The organism is Streptomyces sp. DSM 116795, from assembly GCF_055792905.1.
On the sequence record NZ_CM147707.1, the window covers coordinates 341,592 to 354,087 of the forward strand.

Below are 12,496 nucleotides of genomic sequence, written 5' to 3' on the forward strand. Positions count from 1 at the left end.
ACGCGCGCATCCACGTTATGCAGACCTGCCGCCCTCAAGCGGCCTGGCGTTGCGCCAGGCCAGACGGTAGTCGGACCTCTCATCAGCGTCTCCAACGGCGCCTCTCGGACCCGGTGACACCTCCTCATATGCTTGTCAAGCGGCATTCGTGACTGGAGAAGGGGGTTGGTAGCACTGTCGGTCACGGATCATGGCGAACAGGACGTTGACGCGTCGGCGGGCGAGAGCGAGCACAGCGTGCTTGTGAGTCTTGTTTGCGGCTCTCTTTCGGTCGTAGAAGATCCGGGATTCTGGGCAGTTGCGGATGCTGATCAGTGCGGAGTGGTAGAAGACGCGCTGGTGGCCGCGGTGGTAGCGGCGGGGTCGGCGCAGGTTGCCGGTCACGGTGCCGGAGTCCCGGGGGACCGGAGCGGCGCCGGCGAAGGCGGCAAGCCGATCGGGGTTGGAGAAGCAGCTCAGGTCACCACCGGTGGCAGCGAGGAACTCGGCTCCCAACAGGGCGCCTATGCCCGGCATGCTGGAGATCACTGGGGCCAGTTCGTGCTCGTGAAACCGGGCCTCAATGAGTTTGTCCAACTCGCGGATCTTCTCGTTGAGGGCGATCACCTCCAGCGCCAGGTCGCGGGCCACGTGTGCGATCGCGCTCTCGCCAGGCAGGCGCGTGTGCTGGCGTTCCGCCGCGCCGATCGCGGCGTCAGCCAGTGCTTCGGCGCTGCGGACCTTGCGGTGCCGTAGCCACGCCGTCAGCCGTTTGCGGCCCAGCCGGCGCAGTGCTGCCGGAGTCTGATAGCCAGACACCAGCACCAGCGGCCCCATGTTCGCCAGATCCAGGGCGAGTTCCAGGGCCGGAAAGATGCTCAGCACCTGCGCATGGAGGCGGTTGGTCTTCCGCGTGCGCTCCTGGACCAGGTCAGCCCGGCGATCGGTCACGACCCGCAGCTCGATGGCCAGCTCGCTGTCAGGGGTCAGAAGTTGCAGGTCACGGCGCATACGGGCCTGGTCCACGATGACGCGGGCGTCTTTCGCGTCAGTTATGCCGAGGCCGCGGTAGCCGGCCGAGACCCGGTTCACCGCCAGCCCGGGCAGGTAGACGATTGTCTGCCCGTGGTTGAGCAGGAGATTGACGAGCAGGGTGGCCATACCGTCTGCGACGTCCACTGCCCACGCCACGTCCTTGCCCGTTTCCAGGACGTCGCTGATGAGTTTCAGCAGCTCAGGCTCGTCGTTGGCCACTCTCCGCGAGAGGAGCACCTGTCCCTCACTGTCCAGTACAACGGTGTGGTGGTGAGCCTTGCCGATGTCGGTTCCCGCCCAGTTCCGGGCCACGAGCTCCTCCGGTCGTTCGCCGTGCAGAGTGCATCCGGACGACCTCGCCAGCGTGGTCCTACTCAGCGATACCCGCGGGCCCGCAGCTCCTCATCAGTGGTCGAGTCGTCGTGCGGCCCCGGGCGGCCAGGTGTCACAGGAACCATGGAAGGCAACCACCCCCAAGCCATACCCGAGGCCACTGGATCTTCCGGACCGTACGACAACCAATCCGACCCGCCAACAACGTAGGACCACCCCCCAGGTCATCGCTTCGACAGGGGGAACAGTCATGCCGGGACCGGAGGCCAGCGGCCCTCTTGCAGGACCGCGAAGAAGATAACTGTGAGAGTTCTCGTGCGGCCCGGGATGGGCTGCTGCCAGGCTCGACGCCGATGTTCCGGCATGACTCGCAAGATAACTGGCGCCCCGTCAGGGACTGTCGTGCCCCCGAGATGTCTGCCGGACGCCGGCGTCGGCCTGGCCCACCCGTTGGCTTGATCAGCAGCTTGTCCGCCTTGCGGCGTGACTCATCACAGTTCCGCCACGCGGTGACTCCACCCAGGCCGACCCCGGCCACGGTCGTCCCGCCTTGGAGGAGAACAACCGCGTGACCATGCTCGCAGAACAGGTCGACGGCGTCATCGGAGTCGACACCCACCGCGACACCCTCGCCGCAGCCGCCGTCACCCCCATCGGTGGCGTCCTGCAGACCACCGACGCACCAGCCCACGGACGCGGCTACCAGCGCCTGTTGGACTTCGCCCACCAGCACGTCCCCGGCCGACGGTGCTGGGCGCTGGAAGGAGCCGGCAGCTACGGCGCCGGCCTGGCTGCCTTCCTTGAAAGCGCCGGTGAACGCGTCGTCGAGGTCTGCCGCCCCAAGCGGCCCGCAATCCGCGGAGGGCGCAAGACCGACATGCTCGACGCGATCCGCGCCGCTCGCGAGGCCCTGGCCACCGAACACGTCATCCAGCCCCGCGTTCGCGGCGAACGCGAAGCACTGCGGGTCCTGTTGGCCACCCGCCAAGGGCGCCGTTCTGGCCTCCACCGCTGCGATCAACCAGCTCAAGGCTCTGATCGTCTCAGCACCGGAAGACCTCCGTGCCGAACTGCGCAAACTCACCCGGCCTGCGCAGGTCACCCGATGCGCCAGCTTGCGCGACCGGCCTGCCCAGGAGATCGAGCACCGCATGACGGTCCGGGTCCTGCGCTCCACTGCTGAGCGCATCAGGAACCTCCAGGACGAAGCCAAGCAGCTTGAGCGCGAGATCCTCCGACATTCAGCAGGAAGCCCCTGAACTCCTCGACCTCGTCGGTGTCGGGCCCATCACCGCAGCGCAGATCCTCGTCAGCTGGTCCCACCCTGGACGGTTCCGGTCCGAGACCGCGTTCGCCTCCTTCGCGGGCGTGGCCCCCATACCGGCCTCGTCCGGACTCACCAACAAGCACCGGCTCAACCGCAGCGGCGATCGCCAGCTCAACCGCGCCCTCCACACGATCATGCTGATCATGATGCGGCTCGACCCGGCCACGAAGACCTACGTCGCCCGCCGCACCAGCGAAGGCAAGAGCTCTCGAGACGCACAGCGCTGCCTCAAGCGCGTTATCTGCCGCCAGCTCTTCAAGATCCTCGAACGAAGGAGCCAGCTGGACACCCAGCAACTCGAGCGAGCTGCTTGACGCGACATAGCAGCCTCGGGGGCAGCCGACGGCGACGGCGCGACCGCGAGCTGCCGAAAACGGTTCAGCGGGTGCTCTAGTTCCCGTCGGCGAGCCACAGTATGGAATTGTTCTGGAACAAAGTGGTGATAAGGGTGTAATCGATGTATGACACGGCTTTGTCCTGCTGACAAGAGGTGTTCAGTTGGGGACTGGACATGACTGAAACATAGAGGGATGAGGGGGATGAGGGGGAAAATGCATATTTCGTTTCTGATCAATAGTGCGTACGGCATGGGGGGAACGATCCGCACCACGTTCAATCTGGCGCGGACGCTCGCGGAGCAGCACGACGTGGAAGTCGTATCGGTCTTCCGCGCCCGGGATAGGACGTTCTTCGACCCGGGCGCGGGCGTACGGCTGAGAGCGCTGGTCGACATGCGCCGGAACAGCCCCACCTATGACGGCGGCGATCCCGAACACGCCCTTCCCGCCCGGGTCTTCCCCATCGCCGACGGCCCCTATCCGCGGTACAGCGCGCTGACCGACCGCAGGATCGGCGAATACCTCGACGGAACCGAGGCGGACGTCGTCGTGGGCACCCGCCCCGGGCTGAACGTGCACATAGCCCGGCAGACGCGCCGTGGCCCCGCGCGTCTGGGGCAGGAGCACCTCACGCTCGCCACGCACTCCGCGCGGCTGAAGCTCATGCTGCGCCGAACCTATCCGCGGCTGGACGCGGTCACCACGGTCACCGAGGCGGACGCCCGTGACTACCGCCGGATCATGCGGCTGCCCGGAGTGCGCGTACAGGCCGTCCCCAACAGCGTGCCAGCACCGGAGGTCAGGCCCTCGGACGGCACGGGCAAGTGGGTCGTCGCCGCGGGGCGGCTCGCTCCCGCCAAGCGTTACGACGTGCTGATACGCGCCTTCGGCGAGGTCGTCGCCGAGCAGCCGGACTGGGGCCTGCGCATCTACGGCCACGGTCGCCAGCGCGACAGGCTGCGCGCGCTCATCGAGGAACTCGGCCTCTACAACCACGTGTTCCTGATGGGCCCCGCGAACCCGATCGAGGCCGAGTGGGTCAAGGGGGCGATCTGCGCCGTCACTTCGAGCCTGGAGTCCTTCGGCATGACCATCGTCGAGGCGATGCGGTGCGGGCTGCCGGTGGTGGCCACCGACTGCCCGCACGGGCCGGGTGAGATCATCCGCGACGGCGTCGACGGACTCCTCGTCCCGACGGGCGACGTCCGTGCGATCTCCGGAGCGCTGCTGCGCCTTATCGACGACGAGGAGCTGCGGCGGCGGATGGGCAGGGCCGCGCTCAGCGCATCGGCACGCTTCGACCCCGCGCAGGTGGCCTCCCGGTACGAGGACCTGCTGACCGCGCTGATGAACCGCCGCGGCGGCACGCTTCACCGGGCGAGGGGCACTCTTCTCGGTGGGGCGTACGCGACCAAGGAAGCGGTACGGCTGGGAACGGGCCACGCCCCGAAGGGAGCACAAACATGACCCGTCGCAGTGCCGACCACCCGCGCGCCGACTGCACGGCCGACAGCGCCGGCGGGCTCACCTTCTATCTGCGGCCGGCGGACGGGGAGTCCGAGGAATTCGGGATGCCCGAGTCGCAGGGCGAGGCGGCCATGCTCCTGCGGCTGCGCCGAGGCCAGGGCCCGGAGGCCTCCGTCCGGTTGCCGCTCCACACGGCGGAGGCGGAGGGCACGCTGCGCGCGGTGCTGCCCAGCACCCTGTGGCTGCGGGAGGGGCGCTGGGACGCCTACGTCGCGCTCGCCGACGAGGAGCCGCGGCGGTTGCTGCCCGGGGTGCACGACCTGCGCTCCCTCACCGGCCGTGAGCCCTGCGAGGAGCACCCATGGCTGGCCGTCCGCATTCCCTACGCCACCAAGTACGGCAATCTCACGGTCCGTTCATGGCTGCGCCGTCCACACGCGGAGGCAGGACCGCTGCACGTCGCGGACGGCGCCATGGTCCTGCGGGGCACGCTCCACGGTGCGCAGCTCTCGGCCACCGCGTGTCTCGAGGCGCAACCCCCGGGCGTGCGACCCCCGGACGCAGCGGCAGCGCCCGTGCGCGTGCCGGTGCGCCTGGACGACGAGGAGTGCAAGAGCCGGGAATCCGCACCCGCCGCCGGACCTGGCGTGGGGTATGACAGCCACGGCGGCAACGGCACCGCCGCGCGGCAACCGGCGCGAGGCTTCACCGCCCGGCTGCCTCTGGACTCCCTGCCGCCCGGGCAAGGGGTGTGGAACCTGTGGCTGCGTCCGTCCGCTGACGGGGACCCGGCCCGGCTCGCGCGGATACTCGACGACGTCCCGGATAAGCACCAGATCTTCAGCTATCCGCTGCACCGCATGACGGGTCCCGACAGTGCGGTGCGCACTGTGAGGCCCTACTACACCCGCGACAATGACTTGTCGGTACGGGTGAGTTGCCCTGATCCAGCCTGCTGACGCCGCTGGATGAGGGGCGGCGTGCTTGGCATCTCCCGCACCCGGCTGTCGAACCACCTGGCCTGCCTGCGCGACTGCGGTCTGGTCGTCACCGTGCCCGATGGCCGTCGCACTCGCTATGAGCTCGCTGACGAACGGCTGGGTCACGCTCTCGACGATCTGCGTTCCGCCGTCGTGGCCGTCGAGGCCGACCGCACGTGTGTCGAGGCCGACGAGAAGGGGTGCTGCTGATGGTCGGGATATGTGGCCGTCGACGCCGTCCGCGCTCTGGTTGGCAGCAGCGAGGCTGAGCGTTCCATCACCGGCATCGTGCTCGCGGCGCCCTCGGTCGCAGTCATGCCGTTCCTCTCGGCTGCCCAGCGCCGCGCGGGTCGTGAACTGGGCTCTGCTTCGGCGGTCGCCGATTCCAAGCAGACCCTGTTGTGCACCTACCTCTCCGCCGTGCTCTTGGTCGGCCTGGTCCTCAACGCCACCGTCGGCTTGTCGTGGGCCGACCCGGTTGCCGCGCTCGGCATTGCGGCTATCGCTGTCAAGGAAGGTCGCGACGCCTGGCTAGGCAAGGACTGCTGCGCGAACCCGGCCGCCGCGGCGATCCCGGGCCGCTGACTCCGAGGCCGAGGCGTGTGGCTGCCAGCCCGGCTGTGACTGCTGCGAGTGAGCGACCACGCGGAGACAGGCCGCGAAGTCTGAACGGGCGCATGCATTCAGCGTGGATGGATGAGCTCACCTTCGGTGAGGCCTCTTCGAGCTGTTGGCGAAGCTCGGGGTTCTCGCGGGTGAGGTCGTGGTGGGCGAGGGCTTGGAATTGGTACTACCCGGCGAAGAGCCGCCCGCCCAGCACCCGGTCCGTGCGTGATGCTGACCTGAACAAGCAGATCAGCCGCATTCACGCGGACAACTACAGCGTCTACGGGGTCCGGAAGGTCTGGCGGTAACTGCACCGCGAGGGCAGCAAGGTGGCCCGCTGCACTATGGTTCGGCTGATGGGCGAGCTTGGCCTGCAAGGAGTCCGACGCGGCAGGAAGCTTCGCACCACCGGGCGCGACGAGGGCCACGAGCGGGCCGCTGACCTGCTCAACCGCGATTTCAACGGCACCGGCCGAAACCAGCGGTGGGCCGCGGACTTCACGCACGTGCGCACCTGGAACGGCGTCGTCTACGTCGCCTTCGTGGTCGATGTCTACTCCCGGGCCATCGTGGGCTGGTCAGCAGCCACCAGCAAACGAACCAAACCCGTGCTCGACGCCCTCGACATGGCCCTGTGGCGGCGCGACCGGACCGGCAATCCCGCCGCCCGGGGCTCATACATCACTCCGACGCCAGCAGCCAATACACCAGCTTCGCCTTCACCGCTCACCTGATGGATGCCGGCATCGACGCGTCCATCGGAAGCGTCGGCGACGCCCTGGACAACGCACTCATAGAATCCCAGATCGGCCTCTACAAGACCGAGCTGATCAAACCCCGCACACCCTGGAGAACCCTGGCCGAAGTAGAAGTCTCCACCGCGGAATGGGTCGACTGGTTCAACTATCACCGCATCCACACCCGATCGGAGACATCCCACCCGCCGAACACGAAGCCGGCTACTACGCTCACCACCAGCCCCAACCGGCGTTGGAGCCAACCCATAGAGCCTCCACCGAACCCGGAACGGTTCACGGTATCGCCGGGCTTACGACTGTCCGGGAACAGCCCAGGGGCGAACCGACACGGTCCCGCCATGGCATGTCTTGGGTGGCAAGATTCACACAATGTCCGCATCAGGAACCTTTCTCCCTCCGCAGGGTCTCCCATCACTGAGGGACAAACGAAAGAAGGACCTGAGGCTGACCATGGAATTCAGGGCCGATACCGAGGCCGGAGAAAAGAGAAGCCGTCTCGACCTAAGCATCGCGCAGGTCGCTGGCAGCGCCATCGCGGCTGTCGTGGCTGCGCTGCTCGCAGGCAAGTTGGGGGTGTACGGCACGATCTTGGGAGCAGGTGTCGTCAGCGTGGTAGCGACCACGGGCGACACGGTCTTCCAGCACTTCTTCAAACGCACCGGTGAGCAGATCCGTGATGTGACCGAACAGGCCAGGCCCAAGGGGCGCCAGATCCCCATTCATGACTCCGGCCACCCCAGCGACCCCGGCGCCGACCTCACGATTGTCCTCCCCCAGGTCGGGACGCATCTGGCGGACAGGACACCGCTCGGCGAGGAAACGGACGAGGACCGCACGCAGCTGCTGCAGCAGGTCGAGGTGACCCAGATGCTGAGGCCCGCGGACATAACACGGCCTCCCCCGCCCACCGACGCCACCCGGATACTGCACCGGGCCCACGATCCGGCCCGTGTGTGGCAGCCAGCCGAGATGATGCCCCGCCGCGACAGTCCGGCGGAGGGCGTTCCCGCGGCGTACACGGGCGGCACCAGGCTGCGCGGCTGGAAGCGCCCGCTACTCGCGGCATTGGCCGCCTTCGCCCTGGCCATGGGCACGCTCACCATGGGCGAACTCCTGACCGGCTCAACTGCAAGCGGCGGAGGCGGCACGACGCTCGGCCGCATCGTGGGCCACGACGATGACAACGACGACGACAACGAACCCGAACAGCAGCAGCCCCGTCCCGACGCCCCGTCCGGCGACGCCCCGTCCGGTCACGGCTCCGGCGAGGGGAAGAATCACGGCCGCTCCCCGGACCCCGAATCCTCGCAAAGCGGCGACCAGGCTCCGGACACACCATCGAAGCCCGAAGAAGGCTCCGGCTCCGACGGCCCGACAGCGCCCACCAGCGACCCAACTCCGTCCGGGTCCGAATCGTCGACCGAAGGCGGGAGCGGCACGGACGACGGCGACAGCAACAGTGGCGGACCGAGCAACGGGGGCGATAATCCCGACTCCGGCACGGGGAGTCGCCGGCAGAGCGACTCCGACGGCCAGAACGGTTCCTCCTCGTAGGTGGCAGCCCGGGGATCATAAGTGGCAGCCCCGGGCGTTCGTAGCCGTCGAGGTGACCGCGCGGCAGTCGAGATGGCCCGAGTGCGGGAAGTCGGTGTACACCCCACTGCGGTGACGCCCTTTGCCGTCGGCCAAGGGGAACGGGCGTACCTTGGCAGGGGTGAGTCGCTTTCCGCCAGCCGACGCGCCAGGCGCCGGGGACGGACCACGCTTGCCACCGCCCGCTGCCGCCCTGCAGCCACCGTATGTCCGTGGAAGACGTTCACTCTCGCGGTCGGCGTCCCGCACATCGGGAGGCCCCCTCCTGCCGGGTTCGCGCCGGCAGGCGGACTACCTCACCCTCATCCGCCACAACCTCAACGACCGCCGACAATCACGAAAACACGGTCTTCACAAGGGAATTGACGTCTCGCATGACAAGGCCAGAGACCAGTCCAATGACGCCCTGAGAGAGGGCCCCTCGCTCCGGGCGTCAACCAAGCGAGGGACCCCCCTCCTGCACGCGGCGACAGGCTTCACACGTGTGCACGCCGCAGACGCTACCCGCCAGCCCGGTTTGGTGGACATACGTGGTGCACGCCACACCGATGGTCACCCGATAGGCGCAGCGCAGCACCTCGGAGGAATGGGCGATTTCGTGTTGGCGGCTGCCTCCTGAGACTCCAGGGAGCCGCTCCAACCAAAGTCACAGGAGGCACATCAGCGCGCGTTCCCGACGCCCGGTCCGGGACTGCCGTCCCACTGCGCGAAGACGGGAGAAATCCCGGGGACCTCCTCCGGAGCCGCCGCCGGGGACGCCGTCCTCCCCGGCATCTCCCATGTTCCCTACATGCCGAGGCATGGATTGACATGTTGACTAAGTTCACGTATTCGAGTGGCTACCGGAGCATCATGTTTGTTCCCGCTGTCCCCGCTGCGAGATGGGCGGTCTCTCTCAACACCCCCTCGACATCATCCGAGTCCGCCCGCAAGACGACCGCATAGTGATCCAACTCCTCGGTGAGTCCTACGCCATTCGTCACTGAGCAGAATCACTCCTGCCTCGGAGCGCTTGGGAAAAACGACGAGGCAGGTGACCCGCGCGGCCGCTCTTCTGGGCCTACACGGCCTGCGTTGGCAGACCGCCCACACCGCCATCCGCTTGTACCTTGCCGGAACGCCCACACAGCTCGTGCTGTCCGGCTTCTACCTCCGCTGGTGGATACGCATCACGGTCGGCTGCCCGCATTACGGTCGGCGTCGGCTCCCAGTTCACCCACGATGTCTGCAGCCGGAGGGCCGCCGCGATCCCGGGGGAAGATGAGACGGCACAGGCTGGGTCCACGGTTTCTAACCGCACTTCGGTGGTCCCGGAAACTGACACTGGGGTGCAAGACCGGGGAGCCCATCGTCCAGAGTCGAGTGTGGTGATGACGGTGGCCAGGAAGCGGGAACCGCGCGCCTTTGTCCGGATGGCTGGGCGCCAGACAGCCTCCGGGAGCTTTGCCCTGTCTAGCACAGGGAAGCGGTCTCCACGGGTGCCGTAGGTTGGCTTCGCCTGCGCTGTGTGTCAGCTCTGGCTACCGAGGCGGCACTGCGTCCCTGACGACGACATGTTCGTTCCGGTCGAGGCTGGGCGCGTCATGAGTCGACTGCCGATGGTTCGCCGCCTCTGGACGACGTGCCGATCCCAGTGTGGAACGCAGCCGTCGACGTGATCTGGATCTACGAGATCGACAGGATGCGGCCGGCGCGCTCCTCGAAGAGGTTTGCACCGTCGCACGCACAGCACAGAAACGGTGCGTCAAGGGTGTGTCCTGTCGGATTGGAGGAAAACCCTCCTTGTGCTGGGCAGGGATGTTTCTCTGCGTACACTCACATCCCCAGGAGGATTCCGCCGACCGCTAGCCGAGATTAGATGCGGTAATTCCCTGCGAGCAAGTCGATTAGAAACTCGAGGACATCACCTGGGTGTACCAACCGTTCTGGAAGAATATTCCCCCTCTCCCCTGGTCCCTCAATCGACACATCGAGGTTTTCCCCGGCTACAGTGCTTGTTGAGGAAGGGTTGTGTTTTTCCTGTTCTTCCACGACACGCTGAAGTTCTTGCCACGCGGAGACTTGCGCTTGAAACTCCTGCGATGCACCTTCGCGGCGTGCACGTCGGTCTTCATTCTTGCTTGATGCGCCGTCTTGTTCGCCCATGACCGTAGGTGCACGGAAAGGGCCCTCACCAGCCACTCAATCCGGAGAGAGCCCTTTCCAAGTCACTGGTGGACTCATTCCCAGTGACCCTTCCGCATGCCTCAGCATGCACCATATGCTGCAATCAGTACAGACTGATCGCCCGAAAGGCGATATTCATGCCCGATTCCTTCGCGGGCAGCGCAACCCGTGCTAAGCGACAGTTCTGGCTCGGCTGTTTCCGTCCCCCGGGGCAGCCCGGCCAGCACTCCCCGCAACGCATCAGGCTCCAGGATTCCCCTGACCGCCCCGGGCGGGCTGTGCGGGACTTCTGTCGCACCCCCGAGCCCGGCGAACAGTAACCAGCATTGTCAATCCGGCCGAGTGATGTTGCTGGAAAATGGCTGACGCCCACCCAAGCCAGGAGCAGGAAGAGTTGCACTGTCCGGCCGTTCGCTCCCGGCGTGACCGTCACGCCTTGCAAGAGCCTTCAAAGGCTGCGCTGGCGACAACGGTGGACCTGTCGCCCTCGCAATCCGAGTCGCCGTCATCACTATCCCTGGCATGCGGGACAGTGGATGGGGGACGGGTCTCCTCCATTCGATCACCTCCCATGAGGCAACCTCAACCACTCAACAAGCGAGAGGGTTGCCACTGGGCGCCGGTTGGCGGGAACCTCGGGCCGACACGCTGGCGCCACGGGTTTGCGTCAGAGGAGTGACGCACTGGGCGCGCTGCGGCCACGAATACGAGACGGTGAATATTGAATAGATAACGTGCGTTCCTGAGGTGCTGCACAGGGCCCCTCGCTCAGTGGGCACCTTGAGCGAGGGGTAGCTCTATGTGACGTTCGTTCTGCCCGCGGCGGAGGGTCAGCACGACGTGCGCGGCATGGACGAGGAGGCCCGGGGCGCCGGGCTCTTCCTGACTGTGCCAGTGCTGCGCTCCGCTGGACTCCGTCGACGTGGGCCCGTTCGGCAATACGGCGGAGGGCCCGGCCGAAGAGGTGCTCGGCGCCGTCCAGACCCTGCTGCGCGATTCCCTCGACGCCGGGGCGACCCGTGTCTCGCTGCAGCTCAACGTCCTCCCGGACGCGGGTACGGATTCCGCCTCGGACGCCGCTGGGAGCGGGGCATGACCGGCCCCGGAGGTGGCGACGGCAGCCGTTTCGCGGACGCCGTCAAGCCGCTCGTCGACGCCATGGGCGGCGAGATGATCGCACCTGAGGAGGCGCAGGGCGACGACGTGGTCCTTGCCTGGGAGGGCCGGGACGTCGTGGCCGTACGGCTGCCCCACCTCTCCGACTCCCTCGACCACATCCTCGTGGAGCTGGAGCGCCGCCACGGCATGCCGCTCTCCGAACTCGACCGCAAGACGAAGCAGTCGGTCGTCCGCATCCTGGAGACGCGCGGCGCCTTCTCCGTCCGGCACGGCGTCGAGACCGTCGCGAGCGCGCTGGGCATCAGCCGTTTCACCGTCTACAACTACATCAACTCCCAGGGGGAGAAGCGGGCGAAGCGGCGCCGTGGTGGGTGGGTGAGGCCGACCTGGGTGTTCCAGGCGCGCGGTCATGAGAGGGGCGGCAGGGGTCCGAAGGTGAAGCCGAAGCCTCGGGCGGACGACGTCGTACGGTGCGGCGGTTGGGAGACGGTTAGGGCTCTCTCGTAGTCGTCGACCGGCGTGACGGCTCTGATGAAGAGGGGTGATCACATGGGGATGCGGGCCGCAGTGGCGCCCGCCACTGCATGCGGTGGTGACTTTGCTGAACCGTCCGACTCGTCGCCCGCCGCCACAGGTGAAGCAGTCGCGGCCGCAGCAGGCCGCGGGCATGCCAATCGCGTGAGTATCGGCGGCGAGGTCGTTGATGCGGCGCAGATTCGGAGACCGCCAGCCACCGCGCGGTGCGAGAGTCCTCACGGATCCGGGCAAGCAGTTGCGGCTCGGTCGATCGCCTGC

9 protein-coding genes and 4 pseudogenes are annotated in these 12,496 nt (G+C 67.1%); 11 read left to right on the top strand and 2 right to left on the bottom strand.

Features of this window, described 5'->3' with window-relative positions; all coding sequences use genetic code 11:
- Window positions 1-135: 135 nt before the first annotated feature.
- Window positions 136-1,326 carry an IS110 family RNA-guided transposase gene (locus tag ACSMXX_RS01465; RefSeq protein ID WP_473182195.1) on the bottom strand — a complete coding sequence of 397 codons (1,191 nt, stop codon included), beginning with the start codon at window positions 1,324-1,326 and terminating at the stop codon, window positions 136-138.
- A 595-nt stretch (window positions 1,327-1,921) separates the two neighbouring features.
- On the opposite strand from ACSMXX_RS01465, the gene ACSMXX_RS01470 reads away from it, so the two are divergent.
- The 9 genes and pseudogenes from ACSMXX_RS01470 to ACSMXX_RS01510 all read left to right on the top strand — a co-directional run bounded on the left by ACSMXX_RS01470 (window position 1,922) and on the right by ACSMXX_RS01510 (window position 8,377).
- The gene (locus ACSMXX_RS01470) at window positions 1,922-2,530 is read left to right on the top strand and encodes an IS110 family transposase (protein WP_473184588.1); all 609 of its coding nucleotides are present in this window, start codon (window positions 1,922-1,924) and stop codon (window positions 2,528-2,530) included.
- A 35-nt stretch (window positions 2,531-2,565) separates the two neighbouring features.
- Window positions 2,566-2,988 (top strand): transposase, encoded by a 423-nt coding sequence (locus ACSMXX_RS01475; RefSeq protein WP_473182196.1) that lies wholly within the window; start codon window positions 2,566-2,568, stop codon window positions 2,986-2,988.
- Window positions 2,989-3,225: 237 nt separating this feature from the next.
- Entirely contained in the window at window positions 3,226-4,479 is a 1,254-nt protein-coding gene (locus ACSMXX_RS01480) for a glycosyltransferase family 4 protein (RefSeq protein ID WP_473182197.1), read from the top strand.
- The gene (locus ACSMXX_RS01485; RefSeq protein ID WP_473182198.1) at window positions 4,476-5,438 is read left to right on the top strand and encodes a hypothetical protein; all 963 of its coding nucleotides are present in this window, start codon (window positions 4,476-4,478) and stop codon (window positions 5,436-5,438) included. The genes ACSMXX_RS01480 and ACSMXX_RS01485 overlap by 4 nt, the downstream gene beginning before the upstream one ends.
- Window positions 5,439-5,462: 24 nt before the next feature.
- Window positions 5,463-5,669 (top strand): annotated as a pseudogene (locus ACSMXX_RS01490) (helix-turn-helix domain-containing protein); the annotation flags it as partial.
- Window positions 5,670-5,672: 3 nt separating this feature from the next.
- Window positions 5,673-6,096, top strand: a pseudogene (locus tag ACSMXX_RS01495) (cation efflux transmembrane domain-containing protein); the annotation flags it as partial.
- 325 nt (window positions 6,097-6,421) lie between these two features.
- Window positions 6,422-6,799 (top strand): DDE-type integrase/transposase/recombinase, encoded by a 378-nt coding sequence (locus ACSMXX_RS01500; RefSeq protein ID WP_473182199.1) that lies wholly within the window; start codon window positions 6,422-6,424, stop codon window positions 6,797-6,799.
- Window positions 6,799-6,981: pseudogene (locus tag ACSMXX_RS01505) on the top strand (integrase core domain-containing protein); the annotation flags it as partial. The gene ACSMXX_RS01500 and the pseudogene ACSMXX_RS01505, both read left to right, overlap by 1 nt.
- A gap of 292 nt (window positions 6,982-7,273) precedes the next feature.
- Complete coding sequence (locus tag ACSMXX_RS01510; RefSeq protein WP_473182200.1) at window positions 7,274-8,377, top strand: hypothetical protein; 1,104 nt, start codon at window positions 7,274-7,276, stop codon at window positions 8,375-8,377.
- A gap of 1,893 nt (window positions 8,378-10,270) precedes the next feature.
- Here the strand turns inward: ACSMXX_RS01510 and ACSMXX_RS01515 are convergent.
- Window positions 10,271-10,561, bottom strand: a complete 291-nt coding sequence (locus ACSMXX_RS01515; RefSeq protein WP_473182201.1) for a hypothetical protein — start codon at window positions 10,559-10,561, stop codon at window positions 10,271-10,273.
- A gap of 907 nt (window positions 10,562-11,468) precedes the next feature.
- Here ACSMXX_RS01515 and ACSMXX_RS01520 point away from each other — a divergent pair.
- Both ACSMXX_RS01520 and ACSMXX_RS01525 read left to right on the top strand, forming a co-directional pair.
- Entirely contained in the window at window positions 11,469-11,678 is a 210-nt protein-coding gene (locus ACSMXX_RS01520) for a YkoF family thiamine-binding protein (RefSeq protein WP_473184589.1), read from the top strand.
- Window positions 11,675-12,040, top strand: a pseudogene (locus ACSMXX_RS01525) (helix-turn-helix domain-containing protein); the annotation flags it as partial. The gene ACSMXX_RS01520 and the pseudogene ACSMXX_RS01525, both read left to right, overlap by 4 nt.
- Window positions 12,041-12,496: the final 456 nt, after the last annotated feature.

Bases quoted from the DNA above. Each gene is read 5' to 3' on its own strand.
- ACSMXX_RS01500 (WP_473182199.1), top strand. From the start codon at position 6,422: ATGGGCGAGCTTGGCCTGCAAGGAGTCCGACGCGGCAGGAAGCTTCGC.
- ACSMXX_RS01515 (WP_473182201.1), bottom strand. From the start codon at position 10,561: ATGGGCGAACAAGACGGCGCATCAAGCAAGAATGAAGACCGACGTGCA.
- ACSMXX_RS01485 (WP_473182198.1), top strand. From the start codon at position 4,476: ATGACCCGTCGCAGTGCCGACCACCCGCGCGCCGACTGCACGGCCGAC.
- ACSMXX_RS01470 (WP_473184588.1), top strand. From the start codon at position 1,922: ATGCTCGCAGAACAGGTCGACGGCGTCATCGGAGTCGACACCCACCGC.
- ACSMXX_RS01510 (WP_473182200.1), top strand. From the start codon at position 7,274: ATGGAATTCAGGGCCGATACCGAGGCCGGAGAAAAGAGAAGCCGTCTC.
- ACSMXX_RS01480 (WP_473182197.1), top strand. From the start codon at position 3,226: ATGCATATTTCGTTTCTGATCAATAGTGCGTACGGCATGGGGGGAACG.